30 protein-coding genes are annotated in these 26,733 nt (G+C 69.9%); 8 read left to right on the top strand and 22 right to left on the bottom strand.

The window, feature by feature from the left end; genetic code table 11:
• Positions 1-276 precede the first annotated feature (276 nt).
• Both VFO26_RS03965 and VFO26_RS03960 read left to right on the top strand, forming a co-directional pair.
• Positions 277-612: a TfoX/Sxy family protein gene (locus VFO26_RS03965; protein WP_325113584.1), complete on the top strand. Its 336-nt coding sequence runs from the start codon at positions 277-279 to the stop codon at positions 610-612.
• Positions 613-723: 111 nt separating this feature from the next.
• Positions 724-1,338: a dihydrofolate reductase family protein gene (locus VFO26_RS03960; RefSeq protein WP_325113583.1), complete on the top strand. Its 615-nt coding sequence runs from the start codon at positions 724-726 to the stop codon at positions 1,336-1,338.
• A gap of 47 nt (positions 1,339-1,385) precedes the next feature.
• Here VFO26_RS03960 and VFO26_RS03955 read toward each other — a convergent pair whose 3' ends face one another.
• The 3 genes from VFO26_RS03955 to VFO26_RS03945 form a co-directional block, all read right to left on the bottom strand.
• Positions 1,386-3,005 (bottom strand): FAD-dependent monooxygenase, encoded by a 1,620-nt coding sequence (locus VFO26_RS03955; protein ID WP_325113582.1) that lies wholly within the window; start codon positions 3,003-3,005, stop codon positions 1,386-1,388.
• Positions 3,002-3,607: a TetR/AcrR family transcriptional regulator gene (locus VFO26_RS03950; RefSeq protein ID WP_325113581.1), complete on the bottom strand. Its 606-nt coding sequence runs from the start codon at positions 3,605-3,607 to the stop codon at positions 3,002-3,004. Before VFO26_RS03950 ends, VFO26_RS03955 begins: the two co-directional genes overlap by 4 nt.
• A 167-nt stretch (positions 3,608-3,774) precedes the next feature.
• Positions 3,775-4,245: a MarR family winged helix-turn-helix transcriptional regulator gene (locus tag VFO26_RS03945; protein ID WP_325113586.1), complete on the bottom strand. Its 471-nt coding sequence runs from the start codon at positions 4,243-4,245 to the stop codon at positions 3,775-3,777.
• 106 nt (positions 4,246-4,351) lie between these two features.
• On the opposite strand from VFO26_RS03945, the gene VFO26_RS03940 reads away from it, so the two are divergent.
• Entirely contained in the window at positions 4,352-4,729 is a 378-nt protein-coding gene (locus VFO26_RS03940) for an SgcJ/EcaC family oxidoreductase (RefSeq protein ID WP_325113580.1), read from the top strand.
• 31 nt (positions 4,730-4,760) lie between these two features.
• On the opposite strand, the gene VFO26_RS03935 is transcribed toward VFO26_RS03940, so the two are convergent.
• The 5 genes from VFO26_RS03935 to VFO26_RS03915 all read right to left on the bottom strand — a co-directional run bounded on the left by VFO26_RS03935 (position 4,761) and on the right by VFO26_RS03915 (position 7,305).
• Positions 4,761-5,069: an SHOCT domain-containing protein gene (locus VFO26_RS03935; RefSeq protein ID WP_325113579.1), complete on the bottom strand. Its 309-nt coding sequence runs from the start codon at positions 5,067-5,069 to the stop codon at positions 4,761-4,763.
• The gene (locus VFO26_RS03930) at positions 5,070-5,519 is read right to left on the bottom strand and encodes a DUF6325 family protein (protein WP_325113578.1); all 450 of its coding nucleotides are present in this window, start codon (positions 5,517-5,519) and stop codon (positions 5,070-5,072) included. It lies immediately after the preceding gene.
• A 236-nt stretch (positions 5,520-5,755) separates the two neighbouring features.
• Entirely contained in the window at positions 5,756-6,142 is a 387-nt protein-coding gene (locus VFO26_RS03925; protein ID WP_325113577.1) for a VOC family protein, read from the bottom strand.
• Positions 6,139-6,942: a MarR family transcriptional regulator gene (locus VFO26_RS03920; RefSeq protein WP_325113576.1), complete on the bottom strand. Its 804-nt coding sequence runs from the start codon at positions 6,940-6,942 to the stop codon at positions 6,139-6,141. The genes VFO26_RS03925 and VFO26_RS03920 overlap by 4 nt, the downstream gene beginning before the upstream one ends.
• Positions 6,943-6,996: 54 nt before the next feature.
• Entirely contained in the window at positions 6,997-7,305 is a 309-nt protein-coding gene (locus VFO26_RS03915; RefSeq protein WP_325113575.1) for a hypothetical protein, read from the bottom strand.
• Positions 7,306-8,257: 952 nt separating this feature from the next.
• Here VFO26_RS03915 and VFO26_RS03910 point away from each other — a divergent pair.
• Complete coding sequence (locus VFO26_RS03910) at positions 8,258-8,632, top strand: DUF1801 domain-containing protein (RefSeq protein ID WP_325113574.1); 375 nt, start codon at positions 8,258-8,260, stop codon at positions 8,630-8,632.
• Between the two features lie 117 nt (positions 8,633-8,749).
• Here the strand turns inward: VFO26_RS03910 and VFO26_RS03905 are convergent, their stop codons facing one another.
• From VFO26_RS03905 to VFO26_RS03890, 4 genes are all read right to left on the bottom strand, one after another.
• Positions 8,750-8,950, bottom strand: a complete 201-nt coding sequence (locus VFO26_RS03905) for a hypothetical protein (RefSeq protein ID WP_325113573.1) — start codon at positions 8,948-8,950, stop codon at positions 8,750-8,752.
• A gap of 128 nt (positions 8,951-9,078) precedes the next feature.
• Positions 9,079-9,783 carry a hypothetical protein gene (locus VFO26_RS03900; protein ID WP_325113572.1) on the bottom strand — a complete coding sequence of 235 codons (705 nt, stop codon included), beginning with the start codon at positions 9,781-9,783 and terminating at the stop codon, positions 9,079-9,081.
• Positions 9,780-10,016: an anti-sigma factor gene (locus VFO26_RS03895; RefSeq protein ID WP_325113571.1), complete on the bottom strand. Its 237-nt coding sequence runs from the start codon at positions 10,014-10,016 to the stop codon at positions 9,780-9,782. Before VFO26_RS03895 ends, VFO26_RS03900 begins: the two co-directional genes overlap by 4 nt.
• On the bottom strand, positions 10,010-10,675 hold the full coding sequence (locus VFO26_RS03890) for an RNA polymerase sigma factor (RefSeq protein WP_325113570.1): 666 nt from the start codon (positions 10,673-10,675) through the stop codon (positions 10,010-10,012). The genes VFO26_RS03895 and VFO26_RS03890 overlap by 7 nt, the downstream gene beginning before the upstream one ends.
• A gap of 51 nt (positions 10,676-10,726) precedes the next feature.
• On the opposite strand from VFO26_RS03890, the gene VFO26_RS03885 reads away from it, so the two are divergent.
• Entirely contained in the window at positions 10,727-11,290 is a 564-nt protein-coding gene (locus VFO26_RS03885; RefSeq protein WP_325113569.1) for an RNA polymerase sigma factor, read from the top strand.
• A gap of 18 nt (positions 11,291-11,308) precedes the next feature.
• On the opposite strand, the gene VFO26_RS03880 is transcribed toward VFO26_RS03885, so the two are convergent.
• Positions 11,309-13,117 (bottom strand): lipase family protein, encoded by a 1,809-nt coding sequence (locus VFO26_RS03880; RefSeq protein WP_325113568.1) that lies wholly within the window; start codon positions 13,115-13,117, stop codon positions 11,309-11,311.
• Positions 13,118-13,185: 68 nt separating this feature from the next.
• On the opposite strand from VFO26_RS03880, the gene VFO26_RS03875 reads away from it, so the two are divergent.
• Positions 13,186-13,902, top strand: coding sequence for a hypothetical protein (locus tag VFO26_RS03875; RefSeq protein WP_325113567.1), 717 nt, complete (start codon positions 13,186-13,188; stop codon positions 13,900-13,902).
• Between the two features lie 26 nt (positions 13,903-13,928).
• On the opposite strand, the gene VFO26_RS03870 is transcribed toward VFO26_RS03875, so the two are convergent.
• The gene (locus VFO26_RS03870) at positions 13,929-15,359 is read right to left on the bottom strand and encodes an FAD-binding oxidoreductase (RefSeq protein WP_325113566.1); all 1,431 of its coding nucleotides are present in this window, start codon (positions 15,357-15,359) and stop codon (positions 13,929-13,931) included.
• A gap of 178 nt (positions 15,360-15,537) precedes the next feature.
• Between VFO26_RS03870 and VFO26_RS03865 the strand changes: the two genes are divergently transcribed.
• On the top strand, positions 15,538-16,302 hold the full coding sequence (locus VFO26_RS03865) for a winged helix-turn-helix transcriptional regulator (protein ID WP_325113565.1): 765 nt from the start codon (positions 15,538-15,540) through the stop codon (positions 16,300-16,302).
• Positions 16,303-16,461: 159 nt separating this feature from the next.
• Here the strand turns inward: VFO26_RS03865 and VFO26_RS03860 are convergent, their stop codons facing one another.
• The 7 genes from VFO26_RS03860 to VFO26_RS03830 form a co-directional block, all read right to left on the bottom strand.
• Positions 16,462-18,567 carry a copper-translocating P-type ATPase gene (locus tag VFO26_RS03860; RefSeq protein WP_414653047.1) on the bottom strand — a complete coding sequence of 702 codons (2,106 nt, stop codon included), beginning with the start codon at positions 18,565-18,567 and terminating at the stop codon, positions 16,462-16,464.
• 163 nt (positions 18,568-18,730) lie between these two features.
• Complete coding sequence (locus tag VFO26_RS03855) at positions 18,731-19,894, bottom strand: RNA polymerase sigma factor (protein ID WP_349259042.1); 1,164 nt, start codon at positions 19,892-19,894, stop codon at positions 18,731-18,733.
• A 2-nt stretch (positions 19,895-19,896) separates the two neighbouring features.
• On the bottom strand, positions 19,897-20,241 hold the full coding sequence (locus tag VFO26_RS03850) for a YciI family protein (RefSeq protein ID WP_325113563.1): 345 nt from the start codon (positions 20,239-20,241) through the stop codon (positions 19,897-19,899).
• A 135-nt stretch (positions 20,242-20,376) separates the two neighbouring features.
• On the bottom strand, positions 20,377-21,165 hold the full coding sequence (locus VFO26_RS03845; protein ID WP_325113562.1) for an SDR family oxidoreductase: 789 nt from the start codon (positions 21,163-21,165) through the stop codon (positions 20,377-20,379).
• A gap of 120 nt (positions 21,166-21,285) precedes the next feature.
• Positions 21,286-22,194 carry a hypothetical protein gene (locus VFO26_RS03840; RefSeq protein ID WP_325113561.1) on the bottom strand — a complete coding sequence of 303 codons (909 nt, stop codon included), beginning with the start codon at positions 22,192-22,194 and terminating at the stop codon, positions 21,286-21,288.
• Positions 22,195-22,334: 140 nt separating this feature from the next.
• Positions 22,335-22,787 carry a hypothetical protein gene (locus tag VFO26_RS03835; RefSeq protein ID WP_325113560.1) on the bottom strand — a complete coding sequence of 151 codons (453 nt, stop codon included), beginning with the start codon at positions 22,785-22,787 and terminating at the stop codon, positions 22,335-22,337.
• Between the two features lie 164 nt (positions 22,788-22,951).
• Entirely contained in the window at positions 22,952-24,088 is a 1,137-nt protein-coding gene (locus VFO26_RS03830) for an epoxide hydrolase (protein ID WP_325113559.1), read from the bottom strand.
• Positions 24,089-24,293: 205 nt separating this feature from the next.
• Between VFO26_RS03830 and VFO26_RS03825 the strand changes: the two genes are divergently transcribed.
• Positions 24,294-25,721 carry a PLP-dependent aminotransferase family protein gene (locus tag VFO26_RS03825; protein ID WP_325113558.1) on the top strand — a complete coding sequence of 476 codons (1,428 nt, stop codon included), beginning with the start codon at positions 24,294-24,296 and terminating at the stop codon, positions 25,719-25,721.
• Positions 25,722-25,827: 106 nt separating this feature from the next.
• On the opposite strand, the gene VFO26_RS03820 is transcribed toward VFO26_RS03825, so the two are convergent.
• Positions 25,828-26,517 carry a Type 1 glutamine amidotransferase-like domain-containing protein gene (locus VFO26_RS03820; protein WP_325113557.1) on the bottom strand — a complete coding sequence of 230 codons (690 nt, stop codon included), beginning with the start codon at positions 26,515-26,517 and terminating at the stop codon, positions 25,828-25,830.
• Positions 26,518-26,733: the final 216 nt, after the last annotated feature.

The raw sequence follows: 26,733 nt of genomic DNA, 5'->3' as shown, positions 1-26,733 counted from the left end.
GTACACCTGGCCGGCGTTCAGCGCCTCCGCCAACGGGCCGAGCGCGAGCTGGAGCCGGGCGCGCAGCTCATAGCCGTGCGACGGCTCCTTCGCCAGCAGCGCGAGCAGGACCTCCTGCACGACGCGCAACTGGTATCCGTGGGACACCTCCCTGAGCGGCACTGCATCGGCCACGGCCAACCTCCCTAACGGTTATCTTCGAGCCTAACGGTTAGATAATCGTCTGTCAAACCGCACCTCGATCGCACCGCGTCCGACCGGTCTACGATCACCGCCGTGGCCTACGACGAGGAGCTCGCGGACCGGATCCGCGAACTGGTCGGCGTGGAAACGGACCTGACCGAGACGAAGATGTTCGGCGGGCTCGCCTTCCTCGTCGGCGGCAACATGGCCGTGGCGGCGAGCGGGCAAGGCGGGATCCTGGTCCGCGTCGACCCGGTGGAGTCGGAGGCGTTGGTCGCGACGACGAGCGCACGCCCGATGGAGATGCGCGGCCGGCAGATGCGCGGTTGGCTACGCGTCGACGCCGAAGATGTCCGCACCAGACGCCAGCTCGCCAGGTGGGTCGAGCTCGGCACGACGTATGCACGGTCCCTGCCCCCGAAGCGATAGCGTCTCGTCGCAGCCGGCCTCTCCATCGAGCTTCCGTCCGCTCGATGACTTCGCGGCGCCGACAACGTCCGAGGAGGAGCCAGGACACCGACCGCTGCGTGGAGGGATTCCATGAGGAAGATCACCGCAGGCCTGTTCATCTCGCTCGACGGCGTCGTAGAGGCGCCGGATCAGTGGCACTTCCCCTACTTCAACGACGAGATGGGCGTCGCAGTCGACGCGACCCTCCGCGCCGCCGACACCGTCCTCTTCGGGCGCAAGACCTACGACAGCTTCGCCGGTGCGTGGCCGGAGCGCGAGGCGGCGGGCGAGGAGGACGCCGGTCTCGCCAAGGCGCTCGGCGACGCCCGCAAGATCGTCGCGTCGAACCAGAAGCTCGAGTTCACCTGGCGGAACTCCGAGCAGCTCGAAGGCGACCTCGTCGAGGCCGTCACCGCCCTCAAGAACGAGCCGGGCAGGAACATCGCGCTGAGCGGCTCGGTCTCGGTCGTCCGCCAGCTGCTGGCGGCCGGTCTCCTCGACGAGCTGCACCTGCTCGTGCACCCGATCGCCGTTCGCAAGGGCATGCGGCTGTTCGACGAGGGCGACTCCCCGGTTCCGCTGAGGTTGATCTCGTCCGAGACCTTCGAGACCGGCGTCCTCAACCTCGTCTACGCGCCGGCCGAGTCGACCGGTGAGGCGTCCTACGAGGACGCCAAGGCGCATCTCGCCCAACCCGAGCGGTAGAGCGGACCCCCGCGCGGACGTGTTCCACGTACAGCCGCCGGCCCGGGTCAGGCGCCCGGAAGCCAGCGGGCGAGGTAGCGCTCGACAGCATGCAGATCGGTGCCGCCGCTCCGGTACCCGACGTGCCCGTCGGGCCGCACGAGGTACTGCGCCGCCTGGTCGACGCCGAGTCGGGTGAACGCCTGGCGGTCGACGTCGTGCAGCGCGCCGGTCGCGGCTTCGCGGGTCAGTCGGTGTACTGCGACGACGCCGCTATACCGGTCGGAGAGGGCCCGAACCTGCTCGCTGTTCCTTGCCTCGAGGGATCCGCAGAGGAGAAGGTGGTACATCGGCGCGGCCAGGGCGTCCTGCAACCAACCGGGTCGGCCGTCGCGGCTGATGCGGGCATCGGGGAGGCGGTCCCCTGCCTTCGGGCCGCGGCGTAGCGCGGGCTCGCCCTCTTCGACGGCCGGACTGGACCGGTAGGTGATGGCGAGCTGGGAGATCGTTCGAATGCCGAACGTCCGACCCCGGCGAGCCCGCAGGACCAGCGGCAGCAGCCGAGGCGCGATCTGCGATCGGATCAGACGGACGAAGCGGCTGTCCGAGATCGCGATCGACGAGGCGCGGTCGGTGAAGCGGAGCACGAATCGACCCACGGGCCACCGCTCTGGCTCGTAGGAGTCGAGCAGCGCCTCGTCGGCAACACCGCGGACGACCAGCGCCAGCTTCCAGCCGACGTTCCAGGCGTCCTGGATGCCGGTGTTCATGCCCTGGGCACCGGCAGGGCTGTGGACGTGAGCGGCGTCGCCGGCCAGGAGGACGCGGCCGGTCCGATAGCGCGCAGCCTGGCGATGCTGGAGGCGGAAGTAGGTCGTCCAGACGGGATCACGCAGGCGCAGGGAGCCGCCGGTGAAGCGGTCGCAGATCGTCTGAAGCTCCGCCAGCGAAGGCTCGTCCGGCTCGACCTGGCCGTCATCAGAGGGGGCGGGCGGTGGTCGCATGCCCTGCATTCGCCAGGTCGCGGGCGTGCCGAGCGGGAAGAAGAACAGCACTCCCTCGGCGCCCAGGAACGCGTGCGCCGCGCCCGACTCGAGCTCTCCGTCGACCTCCAGGTCGGCCAGCGCGAACGTCTGCGGGTAGGCGCCGCCCTCGAAGGCGATTCCTGCCGCCCGCCGGACGGTGCTATGAGCACCGTCGCAGCCGATCAGGTACCGGGTGCGTACGTGCTCGGGTGTGCCATCTTGGCCCCGCAATGTGCACGTGACCTCGTCGGCGCCGGTCGTGAACGCGAGCAGCTCGACGCCGCGTTCGACTTGGAGGCCGTGGGCGACGAGGAGCTCGTTCAGGATCGCCTCGGTCTCGGCCTGCGAGATGAACAGCAGGAACGGGTAGGCGGTGTCTTCGAGCCCGATGTCGAAGAGCCCCATCGCGACGAGGCGCGTGCCGAGATGTAGACGCACCTGGGCTGCGTCGTTCCCATGCTCGATCAGCGTCTGCGCGATCCCCAGACTGCGCAGGTTCTCGAGTGTGCGCGGTTGCATCACCAGCGCGCGCGACTCGTGCCCGCGGTCGAGCTGCTGGTCGATGATCCGCGCCGCGACTCCGAACTGCCGAAGCTGCGCGGCGAGGGCGAGGCCGGTGGGGCCGGCGCCGACGATCACGACGTCCGCGGTCTCCGTCGTCATCGGCTCTCGGCCGGAAGTCGTGCGCCGATCAGCAAACGGAGCACCAGCTCGGGGATCTCATCGAGGGCTGGGTTGCGGCCGTCCGAGGCCCAGTGCTGGGCGAGGGCCAGATCGGTGAGACCCGCGATCGCGAGTGCGAGCAACTCGGGCTGCACATCGTCGCGGATCTCTCCCCGACGCAGACCCTCCTCGAGAATCATCTGAATCTCGGCCAGGAGCGGCTCTTCAGCCTGGGCCATGCGCCTCTGGACCTCGGGCGTGCCCACGAGGCACTCGCGCACGAGCACTCGGGCGAAGCCCTCGTTCGCGCCCGCCCAGACGCAAAAGGCGGCGAGCGTCGCTCGCAGGCGTTCTCTCGCCGGAGCCTCCGGGCGTGCAGGGGGAGACGCGGTCGCCCGCCCGCACGCCTCCTCGACGACGGCCAGGAACAACTCCTCCTTCGAAGAGAAGTAGTTGTAGATGGTGCCCTTGGCGTGGCCGGCCGCGAGCGAGATCGCATCGACGTTGGCGCGCTCGAGCCCGCGGCGCGCGAACTCGAGCGCCGCGGCGTCGAGCAGCCGCTCGCGCGTTGCCTGCTTCGTCTTGGCCGAGACGCGTCCCATCAGAATTTGGGTGACCAGTCACCCAGTATATTCTCGATGCGTTCCCCTGAGTCCGGCCTGTATCGATGTTCCGGTGCGAGCTTCCGTCCTCGCGGCGCTGTTCGTCGAGCGCTGTCGGCGGCGGTTTGCGCGGTCCAGGTCGGACGGCAGCCGCGCGAGGGACACATTCAGAGGTCGGCGAGCGAGCGCAGCGCCTTGCGCAGCTCGGTACAGCTGCGGGCGCTCAGGGTCCGCACCACGAGCCGGTCGAGCTCGGCGAGCGTCGCCTCCGCGACCGGGCGGAAGTCGTGCGCACGTTCGGAGAGGAAGACGAGCGAGGCCCGGCCGTCGCTCGGATCGGCGCGCCGCTCCACGAGCCCGTCGCGCTCGAGCAGTCGCACCATCGTCGTCATCGTCTGCTTGCTGAGGCGGGCACGGGCGGCCAGCTCACCCATACGGAGACCGTCCTCCTCGAACAGGGGGACGAGGATCGAGCCGTACGAGGGTCGCACGTCGGGGTAGCCGGCTGCGACGAACCGCTCGTAGAGGAGCTCGTTCCAGCGCTGCACGGCCTTCGCGAGCAGGAAGCCGAGGTTCTCGCGAGTTGCACCGCCCGGGGGGCGGGGCGACCGTCCCCGCCCGGCGCTCAGCTCGGACACCTCCCGCAAGAGCCCACGGTCATCTTGTCGATCCTATTTCAGACTAAATGATACGATATCGGACTATTTCTCGAGTTCGCCATCGCGTCGGAGCGAGGAGGGAGCAATGAAGGCCGAGACCCCGGAGCACGTGATCGAGCTGTTCACCGAGGCGTTGAACGGCGGGGATGTGGAGGGCGCCCTCGCCCTGTACGAGCCGGAGGCGACGTTCGCGCCCCAGCCCGGCGAGCAGGTGAAGGGCCTCGAGGAGATCCGCGCCGCACTCGACCCGTTCGTCGCGCTGAAGCCGCGAATGCACGGCGAGATCACCAAGGTCCTGACCGCCGGCGACGTGGCGCTCGTCATGAACCGCTGGGAGCTGGAGGGCAGGACGCGCGACGGAACGGCCGTGGAAATGCGCGGCCACAGCGCCGACGTCCTTCGACGCAGCCCGAACGCCGGCTGGCGACTCCTGATCGACGACCCCTGGGGTGGCGGCGGCTGATAGAGCCGGTCCAGGGGGTCAGCCGGGGGAGTCAGATGCCGAGGATCTGCTTCTTCTTGGCCTGGAACTCCTCCTCCGTGAGGATCCCCTGCGTCTTCAGCTGGGCGAGCTGCTGGAGCTCGGCCGTGTAGTCCGGCTCGGCCGGCGCCGTTCCACCGGCTCCCTGCTCGAAGCCCTGCTCCATCGCGGCTGCCTGCTGCCCGACGTATTCGGCGTCCTGCTCCCCGTACTTGCGCTGCTGGCGTCGTGCCACCCTGCCCGATACGGCGGTTGCAGTCCCGGCGACGACGGCCGTGCGCGCCGCCATGCCGACGAGCCCAGGACCTCTGCGAGCGAACATCTAGGCACCACCTTCCTCTGCTGCGGCTGCGAGCACGTACTCGCGCGCCGCCTGGACAACTTCGTGTGGGATGCGGTCGAAGTCGAGGAGGACGCCGCCGGCATCACGCATCGCCTGAGCGACCTTGCGAGCCCAGACGTTCTCCCAGACCAGGAGGCAGGCGGAGGTGTTCGGCTCCAGCTCCTCTCCGGCGGCCTGGATGTCGTCCTCGTTGAACAGTCCGCCGACCTCGATGTTCAGCTTGTCGAGCGCGTCCTGCACGTCGGGGTCGAGCTCGGTCAGCTCGAAAGCGACGACGTCGCCCGACTCGCTCTTGCCGACGAACGCCGCGTCGATCAGGCGAATCGTGTTCGACTCGACGAGCTCCCCGAGGGCGGGTACGACCTCGCCCCGGAACTTGTTGCCGGGAAAGGCGACGATCACGTAGTCGACAGGTCCGATCTCTTCCATGCTCTTCCCTCCCTAACTCGCCTACGCGAGCGCTTTCTGCTCGAGCGCCTCGAGGAACCGATAGCTCGTGGCGACCATCCGGACCTCCATCCGATCTGGCGTCACAGTCTCTTGTGTCGTCGCCAACCTACGCCGCCGACGGTCGGTTCGACAACTCGTCGACTGCGTTCACCCAGGTGAACGCGAGCAATGAAGCAGGCTCGGGCGCCTCGCGAGCCGTCCATGGGGGAGCCGTGTCAGCCCGCGGCGGGTTGGAACAGCTCGATCGGGTTGCCGGATGGATCGTCGAGCAAGATCTGCTGACCGCCGGGGCCGCTGACGATGTCGTTACGGAACCGGAGGCCGGCGGAGCGCAGCCGCTCGACCTCGGCGGCGATGTCATCGACGACGAGGTGGATGCGGTTCCAGCCGCCCGGTTCGGGCTTGCGTCCGTCGGGCATCGGCCGCCCGGCGGAGCTCTTCGGCCCGGAGAGCAGCAGGCGCAGCCTGCCGCGGATCACCTCGGCGAACGCCGGCGAGGCGTTGTGCCCGCGCTCGAAGCCGAAGTGCCGTGTGTAGTAGTCGATCGCCTGGTCGACGTCGTCGACCATGTAACGGACGCTGACGAGTTCGTCGGGGCTCATCCGTTGCTCACCTCCTGCGTTGACAGGTCGTGGTCGATCAGCTCGAGAAGGAAGGGAATCCGGGCCGCGAGCTCGGCAGCGGCACGCTCGAAGGCGGGGTAGGCCTCGTCGTCACTTCCACCCTCGTGCGCCGGGTCGGGAATGCTCCAGTGGATCATGTTCGGTTCACCGGGAAGCTCGGGGCAGACCTCCCGGACACGGTCGCAGAGGCTGATCACGTAGTCGAAGCGCTGCCCGGCGAGTTCACCGAGGGGCTTGGATCGGCGGCCAGAGGGGTCGATCCCGTGCTCGCGCAGGACGCGCAGCGTGTTGGCATGAAGCGGCTTGGGATGGCTGCCGGCGCTGAACGCCTCGACCGCGCCGCCCGCGAGCTGCTCGACCAGCGCCTCGGCGATCTGTGAGCGGGCGCTGTTCCCCGTGCACAGGAACAACACACGCACGCGCACCCGCGCCCGATGCGCACCTCGTGGGTCAGCAGCCGGAGAGCGCGTGGACAGGTTCAGACCGGGGTGGAGTGCGCCGCCGCTCGCAGCGAGGCGCTCCCCGCAGCGGGCGAGGTCGAGCAGGTAGTAGGACTCTCGCCCGTCGAAGGCGCTTCGACGGCGCTCGACCAGCTGGTCCGCCTGCAGCCGTCCGAGGTGGTAGGAGACGAGCGGCTGAGGTTCGCCCAGCAGCGCGCACAGCTCGTGAACGCGGCGGTCGCTCCGCGCGAGCTCGAGCAGCAACCGCCAGCGCAGAGGATGGGCGGCCAGCTCCAGAAAGCGGGGCGGCCGCGTTCCCGTCCTCGTGGACGTCCCCATCCCGGAGATAGTACATCAAATCGGATTGATGTATTTCGCGGTGCGAGAGGCCGGCTAGCTCCCGGGGGCGAATCGTTTGCGGGCGCGGGCCGTGTCGAGGCCGTCGCTTTCTCCGAATCGGGCCTGCGCGGCCTGACGCGTGATGCCCACCGCTTCTGCGATCTGGGCCCAGGTGTGACCGGCTTTTCGCGCTTCCACGACCATCTCGGACAGGACTCGTCGTGCCTCGAGCTCGATGGTCGACAGGGCGCGGATCGCGACCAGGGGTTCGCTTGTGACTCTCAGCAGGTACGAGGCCTCGGCTGCGGGCTGGCTGAAGTGCAGCGAGTAGATCGGGTCGCGGTGACGGGTGCCCTCGGCCATGAGGCAGGCTACTCATTTTCCCGTGCTTCCGGGTCCGTAAACCCCTCCTGCCGGGTGATCACCGACAGACGCGCAATCCGCACCCCCAGGGTCCCACTAGTTTAGTGCGCAAGGATACTTGACAAGTCATCGGCGATCGCAGATGATCGCGCCTCGACAGGGGGGCGAACTACTCGCCGCAGTTGGGTGGTCATGCTGGATCGGTGGAATGGCGGCGGATCTCGGCCGACCCAGTCCAGCATGACCGCGGCGAGGCTCATCGGAGTCTCGCGAGGCGCCTACAGCCCCCGCTGAGCCGACAGGTGACAACTCGCACGACCGGGCGAGCTCGGCCAAGGGCTCGGGAGAGGGCCGCGGCCTGCTCGGTATGACCTCCCGAGGGTCCTATCTCCCGTGTGTCTGCGCGTCCGGCTGAAATGTCGTGCTCCGCGCGCCTTCTCCAGGTCGTGATCGTGGTCGTCGTCGCAGAGTGCGCCGGCGAGCGCCGAGCGCGGCCGCTCCCGCCCGGCCGTGCGGCCTGCGTCTGGCGTCGCCGGTGCGAGGCGAGCTTGCGTTCAGGATCCCCGCCGGGGGTGATGCTGCCGCGATCGGGACGACGTACTGGCGGACGACGAGGAAGTGGTGGATCGGCGCGACGGCCGCTCGGCAACAACAACCACTACTGACGACGACCTGCCAGACTTGGCGGACGGTTGTCAGCGTCGACTGCGCGCGTCGAGATGAGCTTCGAGCAGATCGACGCATTCGCGGAGCGCTCGATCTTGCCCGAGGAGCGGCACCTGGAGCTGGACGAGGGGACTCCGTAGCATGAGGGTCGTGCTCATCAGATCTGGCAGAGGAGGGAGCTTTGGCCGAGAGGAAACCTGAGCAGAAGGCCACGAAGAAGCCCACCAAGCGCACCAGCGCGAGCGGCACGAAGTCCGAGGGGTTCACCGCCGAGGAACGCGCTGCGATGAAGGAGCGAGCCCAGGAGCTGAAGGCCGAGGCGCGCAAGGCGGACGGGGAAAGCGACGTGCTCGCGAAGATCGCCGAGATGCCCGCACCAGATCGCGCCATGGCCGAGCGGCTACACACGCTCGTCAAAGCCAGCGCGCCGGCCCTCTCGCCGAAGACCTGGTACGGGATGCCCGCGTATGCGATGGACGGCAAGGTCGTTTGCTTTTTCCAGAGCGCGCACAAGTTCAAGTCGAGGTACGCGACGTTCGGCTTCAGCGACACGGCGAACCTCGACGAAGGCACAATGTGGCCCACCTCTTTCGCGCTGAAGGAGCTGACCGCCGCCGACGAGGCGAGGATCGCCGCCCTCGTGAAGAAAGCGGTGAGCTGAGGACGCGCCTCACCGATCGATCTCAACGGCTACGGCCTCCGACCGCGTGGCGCGGAACCCGCCTACCACGCGGGCTCTGCGCCACGCTCCGCCCCGAGCAGAGACACAGGCTCCCTCCTAGAGCAGGATGCGCAGTGCCGTCTCGGCGGGGCAGCCGCGACCCAGCAGGTCGGAGGCGTAGTGCACATCGACATGCCGCATCGCCGAGAGAAGCAGCGCAGCGGCGTCGTCGAAACCGGCGCGGACGAGCTGCTCCAGCCGCCAGCGCGCGACGCGGTCGACCTCGGTCTCTCTTCTCGTCGGCTCGTCGAGGGTCATGTCGGCTCCTTTCGCAAGGTGGTCTCGCGAGAAGAACCGCTGAGCCGCTCAGACCTTACGGCTGCCTCGCCGATCGCCGGGCCCGGTGAACCGGGCTCTCGGGCCGCTGCCGTGGCAGGTGATCCGGCTTAGGCAGTCGCGACGGCGAGATCGAGTTGCGCGACCAGACGCTCGAGCTGCCACGCGCGCTCTGCCGCGAAGCCGGCGTCGTATCCGTCCGGGTGACGCCCGGCCGTGGAGCGGGCGACGACGAAGGCCACGATCGCAGCGAGCGCCCCATGCGACGCGCCGCCCGCCGCGACGGCCTCGAGGTGAGAGCGGAGCTCCGGTGCGCGAGCCGCGAGCGGAAGACCTTCGGCGAGCGCCGTCGTGTCGGCGGCGACGAGCACGAGGCCGCCGAGCTCGTCCGGCAACCGTACCGCGAGCCCGGGCGCGGCGGTCACGAAGCCGTCGACATCGACGCCCTCGAGCGAGCGCGCCTCCTCCGCGTGACCCTCGGTGCGCAGCGCCTCCACGACACGCGCGCGCCCCCTCGCCGCGCACGCGCGCGCGAAGTCGCGAGCCGAAGCCTCGTTCCAGGCCGCCACCTGCTCCAGCAGTCGGCCGTGCTCGGCAACGAGCACCTGTCCGTCGTCTTCGACGACGCCGGCCAGCTCGCAGGTCCACAGCTCGTCGTCGATCCAACCCGGAAGGCCCTCAAGGTGGAGCGCATGGATCCCGGACACGCACTGCTCGACGTTCGCCTCGGCCGCGAGCCAGGTTCCCGGCTCCGGCCATCGGACTCCGCTGAAGAGCCCCACGCGACCGGACGAGAGGAACTTGTACGCAATCACTCGTTCCGACTCCAGTCACGGAACGCGTCGAGCAGATGCTGCTCCATCGCCGGCGGGACATCCTCCTCGCGGAGCTCCCCGAGCCGCTCGACCGTCTTCCTCATCTGGTCGAGGAACGAGCGACACGGCGGGCAGATCGAGATGTGCTCCTCGAAGCGGCGGCGCTCGGCAGGGGTGAGACGCCCCTCGGTGTAGTCGGTGATGAGCCTGACGACGTCGGCGCAGGTCAGCATCGCTCCGCTCCCTCGTCGAGGTACTGCTCGAGCGCGGCGCGTGCGGCCGCTCGCGCGCGGTGCAGGAGGACTCGTTGGTTGCCGTCCGTGACCCCGAGGTACTCGCACACCTCCCCCGAGGGCCAGCCCTCGATGTCGCGGAGCGTGATCACCGCTCTCTGCATTCGCGGTAGGGCATTGATCGCTTCGAGCAACGCCCGGCGCAGCTCGGCCGACACGAGGCGCTCCTCGGGAACGTCGTCCCAGCGCGGCACCGCGCTCGACCACATCCCGGCCCACCTGCCTCCGTCGAAGAAACGGTCCCGACTGACGCCGAGCTCGTCGCCCGACGCCTCGTCCGCCGCGAGCTCGGTCAGCGGCACGAAGCGCTGCTCCTGCTCCGCCCGCCTTCTCGCACAGTTGCCGAGGATCGCGTAGATCCAGGTCCGAAGCGACGATTTCGCCTCGAACCCGCCGAGGCCCCGGAGGACGTTCAGCCACGTCTCCTGCACGACCTCCTCGGCTACCGCGCGCCGCGAGACGAAGGCCATCGCGACCCGCGTCATCGACGGTGTGTGCCTGCGAACGAGCGCACTGAAGGCCTCCTCGTTTCCTTCCCGGAGCTTGGCGAGAATGTGCTCCTCGGTGCGTTCGGTCGCGACGGTCCGCGACCCGACCACGAATCAACCGTAGCGCGTAACACCTGACCCGGGCGTGTCTCTACCGTTGGTATGGCTCGCTCGACCCCTGCAGACGAGGATCTGCTCACCGCCTGCGCGGGCGGTGACGAGGAGGCGCTGGGCCTCCTGTACGACCGGTTCGGCACGGTCGCGTACCGTCTCGCGCTGCGCGTCGTGCGCAACGCCGCTCTTGCGGAAGACGTGGTGCAGGAGGCGTTCCTGGCCGCATGGCGGCACGCGGATCGGTTCGACCGCTCACGCGGCAAGGCGTCGACCTGGCTGCTCACCCTCGTGCACCGGCGCGCCGTCGACCACGTGCGCAGGGAGGCCCGCGTGAGTGCTCTCCGTGACCGGCTCGAGGTTATGACGCCTCGCATCGAGAGCACCCACGACGTCGAGAGTCTGGCAACCCGGCGCGAGGTTCAGGCAGCGCTGTCCACGCTGACGAAGAACGAGAGGGAAGTCCTCGAGCTTGCCTACTGGGGCGGCCTGACCCAGTCGGAGATCGCGATCGCGCTCGAGATCCCGCACGGAACCGTGAAGAGCCGCACGTTCACCGCTCTGTCACGGCTTCGGGAGACGCTGAGCGAGGAGCTCGTGCCGGCAACGTCCTGATGTGCGCCGCACATCGGCTCAGCCCGCGACGGTCTCGCATCCGGTCGGTTGCGGCTTCCCCTCCAGTCGATCCTCGGTCCACTCGATGAGGTCCGGTATGAGCGGTGACTCCGGGTCGAGGACGATGCTGACGTGATCGAGGCGCTCGTAGGTCCGGTACTCGAGTCGCTGGCCGGCTCGACAGCGCTCCTCGACCCACTGCCTCTGCGCGCTCGGGAGTATGAGCGAATCCGCGAGCCCTTGCCCCACCATCAGCGGTGCCTCGATCGTCCTGGTGGGGATGTTCTCCACGAGCCGCTCGCCGAGCGCTCCAGCGGCCGGGCTCCGCGAGAACCACGGCTCCCTGCCGAGCGCAGTGCCGACCGAGACGAGCGCCTCGGGGCCCGACAGGCAGCGGCCGGCGGTCCGTCTGGCCGGCACGCGCGCCCCGGGGCGAACGTAGTCGTCGAAGCTGACGTCGGGGTACGCGGCGCTGTACGCGGTCATCACGTACGACCCCATGATCCTCCCGACGAGAGTGTCCTTGGCCGCGTCGAAGATCGGCGGGAGCTGCGTCGCGGGTGAGAGCGCGGCGACGCCGATCACGTTCGCGTTCGGCGCGTAGCGCTCCGCGAGGATGCCCGCCCAGAGCGCAGCTGCGCCACCCTGCGAATGGCCCCAGACGACGGCTCTGTTCTCGAGCTCGACCTGGTCGAGCTGCCTCGCTGCGAGAACGGAGTCGAGCACGGAGCGGCCGACAGGGTCGCCGATCAGATACGGGTGCGGCCCCTCGGTGCCGAGGCCGACATAGTCCGTCGCGACCAGCGCCCAACCGTTGGAGACGACCTCCCCGAGCGCCGGCATCGCCCCCGCCCTGAACGGGTCCGTCAGAAGGGACGGCGCGCACCTCGAGGCGAAGCCCGTTGTGCCATGCGCCCACGCGATCACCGGGCGCGGCCCGGCCGGCGCCTCCTTCGAGACGAGCACGATCCCGCTCGCGACCGCCGGTGTGCCGTCGTCACGCGTCGTCGTGTACAGGATCCGCCACGCGCGGGCTTCCTCCGGCACGCCCCTCGAGAACGGCGCGCTCCGCAGCAGGACGCCGTGCTCGGCCGGAACGGCGCTCGGTGCTGCATAGAACTCGTCCGGCTCGGACGAGGATCGGTGGATCCACGCGCTGGTGACGAGCAGCGCGAGGGCGAAGAGGAGCGAGGCCGCCACCCCGACGGCACGCAGCCACAGGGGCCAGCGACTCGGCGCACCTGCGTCCTCCAGACCCCCCGCGCCGCGGTGGCGCAGCGCGGATGCGACCTGCCCGAGCCCGAACAGGATCATCGCCGGCCCGACGAGGAGCGCGAGGACGAGAACCGTGACATCGGGCCAGCTGAGCGCGAGCGCGCCGAAGATCGAGCGCGCGACACCGCTCAGGAGCGCGATCAGGCGCTCATCGACGGTTCCCCGGATCCCGGAGACGATCCGCAGGAGACCGCCCACGAAGAGCCCGATCCCGACGAGGATCGCCAGCCCGTGAATCGTGAGGCCGGGCCACAGGGCGACGACGACGCCGAGCCCCACCCATCCGACCCCCGCCCAGCGGATGAGCGCGCTCCGTGCAGATGCGATCTCGCTGATCCCCGTGAGGATCAGGGCGGCCGCGACCAACGCCACCAGCACACCGAGCGACGCGAAGGGCTTCGTCGTGATCGCGCACCCGATGGCAACGGCCACGAGACCCAGGAGGAGCCCGACCCACCACGGGAGTCGTCGAAAGAGCCTGCGGTAGAAGCTACGCAACTGCGGCCGCCGGCCGCCGCGGTCGATCCTCGTCCATGCGATGCCGGGAGCCATCGTAGGATCGCGCGGTGCAGCCGGCGCCGGCCAGCCTGAGTCGTACGACGGTGCGAGTCGGATTGTTCGTGCTGGGGGTCGTCATCGTCCTGTCGGTGGCCGAGCTGACGTCCCAGCGGTTCAACGCGTTCACCCGGGACCACTCGCTCATCTCGACCTTTATCACGGAAGCCGTTCTCCTGGTCGGCGTGTACCTCGTCATCGACGAGATCATCCAGCGCCGAGAGACGCGCCGTTGGAGCGACGTGATGTCCTTGGGGATACGTGCATTGTCCAGTCGCGCAGAAGGCGCAGCCGCGATCATCCGGCGCACCGTCGACGAGCTCGCAACCAGAAGCGACCAACCCGGTTCTCGGCCCGGCAGCGCCGATGCCTCGGACAGCGGCTCTGTGGACTACCGGGAGCTCGTCTCCGGCCGTGCGGACGAGCTCGCAGACTGGCTTCGAGCCGACGCGGCGCGCGCGAGCTCCTTTGCCGAAGAGACGCGGCGGAGCGCGTCGAGGCTCGAGGAGGCCATCATTCGGTGGGGCCCCACGCTGGTCGAGGATCCCGAGTCCGCCGAGCTGCTCAACCTCCTCCCTGACATCGTCGACTCGGCTCGCTCCGCGGCGGACGCGATCGCGCCGGCAAGCTCGCTCGACGGCGCCGGCCAGAAGGACGAGACCGTTGCCACCACGCCAGGCTGGACAGAGGGAGAACGCCAGCTGTTCAAGGACAGCCTGCTCGAGATTCTGAGGAACGCGGACGAGTTCCTCGGGCGCGTGTCACCTCGTGCGGCCCCGTAAGCGGCCGGTCGGCCCCGGCGCGCGCGTCAGCCGGGCCGGATGTTCTTGTTGTGGTGGAACACGTTGTCCGGGTCGTACTCGGCCTTGATCTCGGCGAGTCGCCGGTAGATCTGATCGCCGTAGGCCTCGCGAACCCGGCTGGCGTCGTCGTCGGAATCGAGGAAGTTGACGTAGACGCCGCCCGCGCGGTGCGGTTGGAGCGCTTGGAGGAATCGCCGCGCCCAGGCGGTCTCGGCCGCGGCGTGCTCGCCGGACTCCTCGGGGCGCCACACGGCGTCGATGATGATGTTGTGGGGGACTTCCCGAGCGGCGTACGCGGTTGCGGCGCGGGGGACTCTGGCGACGGCCCCTCCCAGGTGGAACATCACCGCGTACGACCGGGGCGAGCCGGCGGTGTAGGCGTGATCGGCGACGACGGCGGTGGCGTCGTCGGAGAGCCCCGCGAGGTTCGTGGACTTCCAGTAGTAGTGCCACCCGTGGAGGACGGTGTCGTCGAGGCCGCACTGGAAGGCGGCGTAGGGCGAGGGTGCGAGCAGGTCGACGAGGGGCTTCCCGAACCGGCGGAGGGCACGGACCGCACTCTCGCCCTGTTCGACCGTGCCGGCATGGCAGCAGATGACGGCGATGGCGGGCCGCCAGTGCAGCTCCTCGGAGATGACCGGGAGCGGAGGGACGGTACCGAGGCGGACGATGCTGCCGAGCTCGTCGGGTGCCTCGGCGGCGAACTCCCGATAGAAGCGCAGCACGTCGGTGGTGTCGTCCGCCGCCCAGAAGACGGGTCCGGCGACGACCGTCGGCCCGACCGGGTGAAGGCGGTACTGAAACGACGTGACGACGCCGAAGTTCCCGCCTCCGCCTCGCAGCGCCCAGAACAGGTCGGGATGTTCGTCGGCGGACGCCCGGACGATGCCGCCCTCCGCGGTGACGACCTCGGCGGCAAGCAGATTGTCGACGCTGAGGCCGTGTTTGCGCATGAGGAAGCCGATGCCGCCGCCGAGGGTGAGCCCGGCGACGCCGGTGTGACCCACGATGCCGCCGGTGGTGGCCAGACCGTGGGCCTGCGTCTCGTGGTCGACGTCTCCCCACAGCGCACCACCCTGCACCCGCGCCCTGCGCCCGGCGGGGTCGACCGACACGGCCCGCATCGACGAGAGGTCGATGACGACGCCGTCGTCGCACACTGCCGTGCCCGCCACGTTGTGGCCTCCGCCGCGTACGGCGATCTCCAGGTCGCGCTCGCGAGCGAAGCGCACCGCCGCGACCACATCGGCCACGCCCGTGCAGCGGGCTATGCAGGCCGGACGGCGGTCGATTGCGCCATTCCAGATCCTGCGGGCAGTGTCGTAGCCGGGCGTGACCGGCAGCAGCAGCTCTCCGCGGAACGATCTGCGAAGCTCGTCGAAGGCGGTGGTGTCCAGGGGCGGTGCCTGCGGCGCAGGCTTCTGGATAGCGGTCATCTCGTCCTCCCGCTGTGCTCGATGCGCCCCGACGCCTCGGATATCGGCGTCCGGTTCGCCATGCGAGCAACGTAGGCCGGCCGGCCGAGGCCGACTAGTTCTCCTTTCGCACCAACCGGTCCGATTTCCGGACCTGTTGGCCGATCCGGGGCTGACCGGGGCTAGCATGGGTGGCGCGATGCGCGGCCACGCGCAGTACTGCCCGGTCGCCAAGGCCACCGAGGTTCTCGGCGACCGCTGGACGCTCCTGATCGTGCGCGAGATGCTCGGCGGCGCGAGCGGCTTCAACGAGCTCCAACGCGGCCTCCCAGGGATCTCGCGCTCGGTTCTGACGGACCGCATGCGCGCGCTCGAGCGGGCAGAGGTCATCGAGCGCAGGACGGGCCCCGGGGGCCGCACCCTCGAGTACCGCCTCACGCCCGCCGGCCGTGACCTCCAGCCGGTCGTGCAGGCGATCGGCGAGTGGGGGGCGACCTGGTCGTTCACCGAGCCGCGCCCCGAGGAGCTCGATCCCCTCCTGTTGATCGTCTGGATGGCCCGCCACGTCGATCGCCGGCAGCTCCCACCCGACCGAACCGTGGTCAAGTTCGACTTCCGCGACCCCAGGCAGCGTTACTGGATGGTCCTCGAGCCCGCCGAGGTCTCGGTCTGCCTCCAGCATCCCGGCTTCGACGTCGACCTCGAGGTCAGCGTCGACACCAGCACGCTCTACCGCGTCTACCTGGGGCGGGCCGAGCTGGGCGGAGCGATTCGATCCGGCCAGCTCACGATGAGCGGCCCGCGGACACTGCAACGAGGATTCGGCCGCTGGTTCAGCTGGAGCGCCTTCGCCCCGGCCAGCCGCTCGGCGCAGGAGCGCCGCAGGGCCGCCTCACGCCTTGCAGGCCCGGAACGCGTACGGATCGCCGAGGCTCCGCGCGAAAGCGCACGGTCAGCCGGCTGAGGGACGAGGCCGCACCCGGCTCGGCGGATTTCTGGCCCCGGCAGCGACGTGGCCTCGTGACGAGCTCTCGCGGCCACGCTGCCTCGATGACGTCCCTGCGCGTACGAGCCGTGGTGGCGGGCCGGCCCGCATGCGATGAACAGCCGACAGCGATCAACGTCATTCGTATGCCGCGCCCGGCCTGAGGTCGAGCCGGCGCAGCAGTTGCGCGTTGAGCGCGACGACGATCGTGGAGAGGCTCATCAGCAGCGCGCCGACGGCAGGCGGCATCGTGATCCCCCAGGGTGCGAGAACGCCGGCGGCGAGCGGGATTGCCACGATGTTGTAGCCGGCCGCCCACGCGAGGTTCTGCACCATCTTCCGGTAGCTCGCGCGCGAGAGCGTGACGACGCCGACGACGCCGCGTGGATCGTCCGACGCCAGGATCACGCCCGCGGACTCGATCGCGACGTCCGTCCCGGCGCCGATCGCGATGCCGACGTCCGCGCGGGCGAGCGCGGGCGCGTCGTTGACGCCGTCGCCGACCATGGCGACGCGGTGGCCGCTTTCCTGCAGCTGGCGGACGGAGCGCTCCTTGTCCTCGGGCAGGACCTCGGCGAAGACCTCGTCGATGCCGAGGTCGGCGGCGACGGCCTCCGCGACCTGCCGGGCGTCGCCCGTGATCATCGCGACGCGGATGCCGAGCGCGTGCAGCCGCTCGACGGCCTCGCGCCCCTCCGGGCGCACCTGGTCCTCGAGTGCGAACGCACCCGCGACGGCGCCGTCCCGGACGAGGTAGAGGACGGAGGCGCCACGGCTCCGCCACGGCTCGGTCTCGCCCCGGAGCTCGTCGGGTACGTCGAGGCTGCGCTCGCGCAGGAGGCTCGGGCCGCCGACAGCGACACGCATCCCGTTCAGCGACGCCTCGACGCCGCGGCCGCTCATCGCGCGGAAGTCGCGCGCGACCGGGATCGCGCCTAGCTCGCGCGCGGCGGCGACGATCGCGCGCGCGAGCGGATGCTCGCTCTCGGCCTCGACGGCGCCCGCCTGCGCCAGCACGGCGTCGCGCTCCCGGCCGGCCACGCCCGTGAGGACGTGCTCGCCGCGCGTCAACGTCCCCGTCTTGTCGAAGAGGACGACGTCGACGAGGCGGCTGCGCTCGAGGCTCAGGCGGTCCTTGACGAGGATGCCGCTGCCGGCTGCGAGCGACGTCGAGATCGAGACCACGAGCGGGATCGCCAGCCCGAGCGCATGCGGGCACGAGATCACGAGCACGGCCACCGCGCTGATCACGCCGAAGTCGACGTCGCCGACGATCGCCCAGACGACGAAGGCCGTCGTCGCAGAGGCGACGGCGACGTAGAAGAGGAGCGCCGCCGCCCGGTCGGCGAGCGCCTGCGTCCGCGATCGTGACTCCTGCGCCTCCGCGACCAGGCGCTGGATCCCGGCGAGCGCGGTCTCCTCCCCGACCGCCGCGACACGGACGCGGAGCGCCGAATCCGTCGCCACGGTGCCGGCGGTGACGCCGTCGCCCTCGCCCCTCGCCACGGGCCTCGACTCGCCCGTGATCATCGACTCGTCGAGCTCGGCGCGACCGGCGACGATCTCGCCGTCGGCGGGCACGCGGGCGCCCGGCCGCACGAGCACGACGTCGCCGACGCGGAGCTCGGCGAGCGGGATGTGCTCCACCGTGCCGTCGCGGACGCGCTCCGCCTCGTCGGGCAGCAGCTCCGCGAGCGCGCTGACGGCGCCGCGGGCCTGGCCGAGCGCCTTCATCTCCTGCCAGTGCCCGAGGAGCATGATGACGACCAGCGCCGACAGCTCCCACCAGAACTCGAGATCGAACAGTCCGAGCGTCGAGGCCGCGCTCGCGACGAACGCGACGGTGATCGCGAGCGAGACGAGCAGCATCATCCCCGGGGCGCGTCGGCGGATCTCCGACCACGCGCCGGTGAGGAAGACGGACCCGCCGTAGACGTAGATGGCGGTGCCGAGGACCGGCGCGACCCAGCCGTCGCCCGAGAACTCGGGCGCCGTATAGCCGAACCAGTCCTGGATCGTCTCGCTGTAGACGACCACCGGGATGGCGAGGATCAGCGTGATCCAGAAGCGGCGCTCGTAGACTTCGGCATGCCCCACGTGGGCCGTGTGGCCGTTGCCGGCGGCGTGACCGGCGTCTCCGCCGGCGGCACGGTGCGGCTCGTGCTCGCGAGCCTGGACCTCGGGCGCGTCGAGCGCGCCGTGCCCCGTGTGCTGGCCGTGGTGCTGCTCCACCGCACCTCTCATGTTGCACTCGCCGCGAGCCGTTCGCACGTCTCGGCATAGCTCTTCGGGGCAAGATCTCGTCGGCTCGGCGTGGAGGGCCGCGCTCGCGACGAGTGCGAGCAGCCGGAGCGTCGATGCGATGCGGGAGCGAGCGACAGACCCCTTCGCCCCGAAGCGGTGACGCCTATGCGCCGACGCTTGCGAGGCGGCGCTGCAGGAAGCGGCGTTCGGGTTCGGTGTGGGCGAGCTCCAGCGCGCGCTCGTACTCCTTGCGCGCCTCGTCTGCCCGGTCGAGGCGGCGCAGCAAGTCTGCTCGTGTCGAGTGGAAGTACTGGTAGCCGTCGAGGTCGAGCCGGTCGACGAGGGCAAGGCCGGTCTCCGGCCCGTCCACCTCGGCAACGGCGATCGCACGGTTCAGCTCCACTACCGGCGAGCCGGTCTGCCGAACGAGCTCGCCGTAGAGACCGGCGATCTCCGGCCAGTCGCGGCGCTCCTCCATGTGCAACGACGCGATGGCGGCCTGCACGACGTATGCTCCTCGCCCTCGGAGCGCGAGTGCACGGTCGAGTGCCTCCCGCCCCTGAGCCGTCTTCGCAGTGTCCCACCGCGACCGGTCCTGGTCTGCGAGCAGCACGAGCTCGCCGTCCGCGAACCGCGCGTCGCGGCGGGCGTCGTCGAGCAGCATCAGCGCATTCAGGCCGTGTACCTCCGGCTCGTCCGGCATCAGCTCCGCGAGCGCCGCGCCGAGCCGGATCGCCCCGGCGGCGAGGTCGACGCGGCCCCCGTAGCCTTCGTTGAAGACGAGATAGACGACCGCCAGCACCGCCGCGAGTCGCTGCGGGAGCACGTGCTCCGCCGGGATGGCGAACGGGATGCCCGCATCCCTGATCTTGCGTTTCGCCCGCGAAAGCCGCCGTTTCATCGTCTCCTCGGGGACGAGGAACGCTCGGGCGATCTCCTCGGTGGTCAGACCGCCGAGCGCGCGCAACGTGAGCGCGACCTGGGCCTCGAGCGCGAGCGACGGATGACAGCAGGTGAAGATCAGCTCCAGCCGCTCGTCGGGAAAGCCCGTCTCCTCCATCTCGTCCTCCACGGCCTCGGGCACCTCGAGCAAGCGCGTCTTCTCGGCGAGCCTCCGGTCGCGGCGCAGACGGTCGATCGCGCGGTTGCGGGCGGTGATCGTCAGCCACGCGCCCGGATTGGCCGGCCACCCGTCCCGGGGCCACCGCTGCGCGGCGATCGCGAACGCCTCCTGCGCCGCGTCCTCGGCGAGATCGAAGTCACCGAGAAAGCCGACCAGGCCGGCGAGGACGCGCCCCCACTCGTCGCGAAAGACCTGCTCTAGCAGCGCTACCTCTCCACCAGGGGCCGCACCTCCACCGCGCCGCCCATCCGCGCGGCCGGGATCCGCGCGGCGAGGTCGAGCGCGGCGTCGAGATCGTCGGCCTGGACGACCAGGAAGCCGCCGAGATGCTCCTTCGCGTCCATGAAGGGGCCATCCGTGAGCAGCGTCTCACCCCCCTGGACACGCACGGTGGTCGCGGTCTCGGGGGGCTGCAGTTGCGCGCCGTCGACGACTCCGGGCGAGCGCGAGACGGCGAGGTACTCGCCGACGATCGCGTCCTGCTCGTCCGTCGAGAGCCGCGCCAGGTCCGCGGGCCCCGTGTCCGAGTAGATCTGAAGCAGGTACTTCATGGCGTCCTCCTCTGGAGCGGGGTTTCGCCTCTACGACGAAGGTACATCGCGCGACGGGAACGCCGAGGCACGCGCCGCCGACGTCCCGCCTACGAGGCGGCGCGCGTATGTGCCGAGCAGGCTGCCTCGGCGTGCTCACTTCCGGACCTCGCTGTCGAGCCATTCCTCGTAGCTCGGGCCGGCCAGGATGGCATCCGCTCCCGGCAGGAGCCCGCCGTTCGCGTAGGCGTCGCGGTCGGGGTCGGCCGGGTCGGTGAAGCCCTCGACCCGCACCTTCTCGCCGCGACGGGCGGCAACCAGGCTCGCGACCCCGACGAGGGTCTCCGCGCGGGGGCCGGCGATCTCCGGGAACGGCGCCGCGCCCGTCGCCGGGGCGGCCGCCTCGGTGTCCGTCGCGAGGTCGGCGAGCGCCTCGGCGACCGTGCGCGCGGCGACCAGCTGCGTCTGCATGTTCGGCACGTACCTGACGCCGTTCTCCTGCCTGGCCCACTCGAGGAGCGGCTCCACGAACTCGTGGAACTGCGCCGCGCGCAGGATCCGGACCGGAATCGGACTCGCCAGCATCGCCTGCTCGTGGACCTTCTTCGCGGCCAGGAAGCCCGCGCTGAAGCGGTCGATTCCGATGATCGAGACGACGACGATCCGCTGCACGCCTGCCTGCGCACCGATCTCTTGCAGGTTCCGTGACGACGCCAGGAAGAACTCGGTGGCCGGCCCCTGCTCCGGCGTCGGGTGGGAAGCAGCGTCGATCACCGTCTCCACCCCCGCGAGCGCCTCCGCCAGCCCCTCGCCGCTGACGACGTCGATGCCGAGGGAGCGGGACATGGGGACGACCTCGTGCCCCCTCTCCGCGAGGACGTCGACGATGTGGGGGCCGAGCCTCCCGGTTGCTCCTGCGACTGCGATCCGTGTGCGTGTGTCCATCGGGACGCTCCTTCTCCTCGTGTTCGTTCCTACGAGAACCACGAACGAGGAGCGCTCGAGGGGACACCTCGACCGCCAGGAGTCGGGCGAGGATGCCCGCCCAGGGCGACCGCGGATGGATCAGCGCACCGTCGTGAGCTGCCGCAGGCCGGTGCCGTCCGGGCGCACGATCCAGAGATCTGCTTCGTTCTCACCGTCGGTGAAGGCGATCCATCGACCGTCGGGCGACCACTCGGGCGAGAAGGCTACGGGCGTGTCGAGCGGCTCGACCGGAGGCTGTCCCTCCTCGGCAAGGCCGAGACCGAGGACGCCTGCCACGAGCAGGTCGTCGCCGTCCGGCGACCAGCTCGGGTTGCCGTACTCGCCCTCGAACAGCACGCGGCGCCCGGCCCCGTCGATCCCCAGCTCCACCACACCGGGGTCCGTGTCGGTGACGAGGCGTTCTCCATCGGGCGACCAGCCGGCCGATCCGTGCCACCGGCCGTCTGTCACCTGGCGCACGCCGGAGCCGTCGGAGCCCACGACCCACACGTTGCGGTTCGCGTACGCCGGTGACGGGTCGTCGTCGGTGATCTCCGCGTAGCCGCCGCGGACGAAGGCGATCCGTGAGCCGTCGGGCGACCACTCTGGAAGGAGATCCGGCCCGTCCGTCAGGCGCACGACGCGGCTGCCCTCGGCCGTCATCGTGTAGACGCCCCCCTCGGTCCCGCCCGGTGCCGTCCCGTCGAAGGCGAGAACGTTCGTCGACGACCAGTCCGGCGTGCCCACGTTCAGAGCGGCTCGGGGACCGAGCCGCTCGACGGTGCAGTCCGCGAGGGTGAGCGCGTAGATGTTGCTCTCTCCGCCTGCCACGGCCGAGAAGGCAATCCGGCGACCATCTGGCGACCAGGTCGGCCCACGCATCTCCGGCTCGGGTCCGACGGTCTTGCCGAGGTCGGCGGTGCACGCGTCTGTGCTGACGGACTCCGACGGGCTCTCTTCGGCTCCGCAGGCCGTCGCGAGCAGCACGAGCACCGTCAGCGCGAGCACGTGCCGCAGGGCGTACCGCCGGCAGCGCCTCGTGGACCCGAAACGCACGCGACTCAGCGCAGCGACGTGTCCGGGGTCGTCGAGCCTCGAGCTCGCCGAAGCGGCTTCGCGAGCCACCCAGGCTCGTTCGACGAGTCGCGTCAACCCGCCGGGCGATGCGTCCACCATGTCATTCCCAGCGACGGGAGCCGCGACAGCTGGCCCGTCCAGAGGAGTGCCTCGCGGATGCTGGTGCACTCTCCGTGGTCGACGAAGTCGTACTTCTCGCCCGAGGCCACGGCCACGAACGGGTATCTGACGAAGAAGAGGAACCCGCCGTCGGGGCAGAGCCCGACGCTTCCGTCCGCACGATCGAGGTTCCAGTCCGGCAGCGGGAAGCGGCGGGTGACGATCCTTCCGCGCGGGTCGTGCTGGCGGACGACAACGATTGGCAGACTGGTCTCGTCCTCGGGAACTGCGAGTCGGACGCAGCCGTGCGGGATCGCATACACCCGTCCCTTGTTGCCGACGGGTGGTTGCGGTCTCGGAAACGAACAGCCGCTCGGGTGACCCGCGGCCGACGACGGGCAGAAGAGCGCGAGCAGACAGCCCACGGCTGCGATGCTCAGCACGGCGAAGGTCGGCCCGCGCCCGACCAGCCGAGGAACAAGGCGCGCTCCGACGGCACGACGCGCGCAGACGGATGACCCCATGTCGACCCCCTTCTCTCGCCGCTCCGTGACCCGATTGGTCTGGGATGTCGGTATTGCCATCTCGCTCAGCGAAATGCGCGGAAGAACCGTCTGAGGTCGTCGAGCAGGATGTCGGGGGCGTCGTGTGGGGCGAAGTGGCTGCCGCGGTCGTAGCGGTTCCAGCTGACGATGTTCGAGTGGTCGCGCTCGGCGAAGCGGCGGATGGACTGGAAGTCGTTGGCGAAGATCGCGACCCCCGTCGGGGTGGTGGTCGGCTCCGGACGGCCGTCCTCGGCGTGCGCCTCGTCGTAGTAGCGGCGGATGGAGGAGCCGACCGTGTTCGTCAGCCAGTAAGCGGATGCGTTCACGAGGATGTAGTCCGGCTCCACCGACTGCTGGAACAGCTGCGTCACCCACGCCAGCCAGCCGGTGGGTGAGTCCTGCAGCGCGTAGGCGAGCGTCTGCGGCTGAGCGGACTGGTACGCGTTGAACGCGAGACCGCCGCTCGCGGTGAACTGCTCGAGAAATGCGAGCGCCGCCGTGTCCTCGTCGCTCAGGTCGGCGAGCTCGGCCGGATCGCCGGACGGGAACGAGAAGACCTGCGTGACGTGCACACCCACCACCCGCTCCGAGTCGTAGCGCCCGACCTCGGGTGAGATCTGGGAGCCCCCGTCGTTGCCGTGCGCGCCATAGCGCTCGTAGCCGAGGCGCGCCATCAGCTCCACCCAGGCCCGCGCAACGCGCCGGGTGTTCCAGCCGGGCTCCGTCGTCGGGCCCGAGAACGCGACACCGGGTATCGAGGGAATCACGACATGGAAGGCATCCGCCGGATCGCCGCCGTGGGCTCGCGGATCGCTGAGAGGCCCGACCAGATCGAGGTACTCGAAGACCGACATCGGCCAGCCGTGCGTACAGATCAGCGGCAAGGCCCCGGGCTCGGGCGAACGCACATGAACGAAGTGCACCCGTTGGCCGTCGATCGTCGTCGTGAACTGCGGGTAGACGTTCAACCGGGTCTCGTGTGCGCGCCAGTCGAAGCCCGTCCGCCACTGGTCGGCGAGCTCGCGGACGCAGCCGAGCGGCACGCCGAAGCGCCAGTCGACGCCGGATAGCTCGTCCGGCCAGCGCACCCGCTCGAGCCGGGCCTGGAGGTCGTCGAGGTCGGCTTGCGGGATCTCCACGCGATACGGATGCACTGCGGCACTTGCCGCCAGCTCGGTCATCCACTCCCTCCTCCGGTTCGGGGTCGCGCGAACGTGCGTCCGTCAACTCGACCGGAGCGCCCCTCAGGCGACATTCCTGATCTCCTTTGCGGGCGCGGAGATGCTCATCGGACGCTCCGAGCGCCGGGGTCGCCCCACTCGGGCGGCGGTGCGTGCGTGCTGACGGCGCTTGATACGCCGACCACCGTACGGCGAGAATGGATCGATGGCAACGGCCAATTCGCGGCGGCAGGAGTGGTCCATTTCCGGGCACGATTTCTTCCTCGATCTCGGCGCCCCACGCCCTGCCGGCATACGCAGGCGCATCGAAGACAGCCTTCGGGAGGCGATTCGCTCGGGCCGCCTGGGACACGGCGCCCTCCTGCCCCCAACCCGGGCGCTCGCCCGCGACCTGGGTGTGTCGCGAGGCACGGTCACGCATGCGTACGCACAGCTTGCCGCCGAGGGTTGGATCACCGGTCTGCAGGGATCCGGAACGCGCATCGCGGTCCGCCACGAGCTCCTTCCACTGTCGCGCCAGGCGGGCGAGCGACGGAGGCGTTGGCGATTCGACTTCCGCCACGGTCGCCCCGACCCGAGCTCCTTCCCCAGGCGCGAATGGCTCAGGGCGTCACGGCACGCACTCGCGAGCACGTCCGACGCCGCTTTCGACTACGGCAGCCCCGAGGGACACCTCGAGCTGCGTCTCGAGCTAGCCGCCTACCTCGCCCGCGCCCGCGGCCTGCGCGTCGAAGCCCCGCAGCTGATCGTCACGACCGGCTTCACCCAGGGGCTCGGGCTGGTGGCCCGCGCGCTCGGCGCCTCCGGGGTGCGGCGCGTCGCGATCGAGGAGCCGAGCATGGCTCTGTACCGCATGATCCTGCGGGCCGCCGGGCTCGAGGTCGTGCTGCTCGGCGTCGACGAGCGCGGAGCCCGCATCGAGGAGCTCGATCGCGTCGACGTCGGCGCAGTCGTTCTGACGCCGAACCGCCAGCACCCGACGGGAGTCTTGCTCGCCCCGGAACGGCGCGCGGCCCTGCTCGAGTGGGCCCGCTCGTCCGGAGGGCTCGTGATCGAAGACGACTACGACGGAGAGTTCCGCTACGACCGTCGCCCCATCGGGCCTCTGCAGGGCCTCGACCCGAGCAGCGTCGTCTACGGCGGAACCACGTCGAAGACTCTTGCCCCCGCGCTCCGCCTCGGCTGGCTCGTGGTACCCGAAGCGATCCACTCACGCGTCAGGCGCGAGAAGGCGCTGGCCGACTGGCATACGAGCACGATCGACCAGGTTGCTCTCGCCCAGCTCCTGAGGAGCGGCGACTACGACCGACACATTCGCAAGATGCGACTCCGCTACCGACGCCGCCGCGACGTCCTCGTCAAGACGCTGCAGGGACTGGATCGCGATCTCGACATCCTCGGCGAGGCCGCCGGACTCAATCTCCTGATCCGTCTCACCGACCCGGCCGTCGAGCGCGCAGCGCTCGCCTCGGCCAACGCAGCGGGCATCGGGCTGGGAGGCCTCGCCCAAGATGCCTTCTACGAGCGCACCGCTCGCGGTGGCCTCATCGTCGGCTACGCGGCCGCCTCCGAGCACACGTTTGCAGAAGCGACGACAGCACTCGCACAGGTCATCGCGAACGTTCGCCTTTGACAACGGCAGCGACCCTCGTGACACCGAAGAGTCGCCATGTGTGAGGGTCGTGACAAAGGAGGGATCGACGGTTCGAGCCCGTCAACCATGGCAGCCGAGCCGCGTCTCACGAGCCCGATTCGCTTGCTTCCGGGCTGGGGGGAAACAGCTTCCAGTGCCCCTCGGAGACGACTTCGACGCTGCCGTCGGCCACTTTGATGGCGGTCTGATCGTCGATCGCGTACGCCGGCTCCTGCATGCCGGCGGCCCACTTTTCTGCGTCGGCCATGGTGTTCTCCGGAAGGTCCTCGTGATCCAGGTGCGGAAACATCGAAAAGCCGACCATCCCCAGCGTTTCATCGCCACCGGTGGGCGGCTTCCACCTGACGAATTCCCCTCCGATGTTGGGGGCCATCACCATGCTCCCGGCGCTCAGTCCCACATAGACCGCGCGCAGCGACGGCAACAGGTCGGCCAGTCCGGACTGCCGCATCCAGTAGCACAGATACAGCGGATCGCCGCCATTCACCAGCAGGACGTCTGCCTCCTGGACCACGGGCACCCAGTGCTCTTCGTCGATGCTGGGCAGCGCGGTGAGCTCGAGCACCCCCAGCGAGTTCCAACCCAGCTCGCACATGGGTGTTCTGGGCTCTTGTCCGCAGATGAACCTCCATGCCAGTTCGGGTTGCCCCAGGGCGTGCGTCGCGGTCGGAATGCAGAGGGCGTTGGACTCGGGAATCGGTTTGCCCAGAAGGTCGACCAGCGCGTCGTGGATGCTCGCGTTCGTGATGCCGGCGGAAGTGAGAAGAAACCTCATGGGTGCTCCTTCGCTCGCGGCGTGGGCGTGGTGCTTCGCTCAGGGAGACTCGGCAGAGGCGCAAGAATCATCGTTCGCCGCAGCCGTCGGGGAACATCATTCCCGAGCTCAGGCCCACACGAGCTTCCCGCCTCCTCCTGTACGTACGAGGCGTGAACCCGGATGCTTCGACCGACCCGAGATCGTCGACAGAATCCCGTGGGTTCACGCCTCGGG

The organism is Gaiella sp. (assembly GCF_035710885.1).
Taxonomy (GTDB): Bacteria; Actinomycetota; Thermoleophilia; order Gaiellales; family Gaiellaceae; genus Gaiella.
Note: the sequence above shows the minus strand (reverse complement) of the source record. Positions and strands in the feature narration are given on the sequence as shown.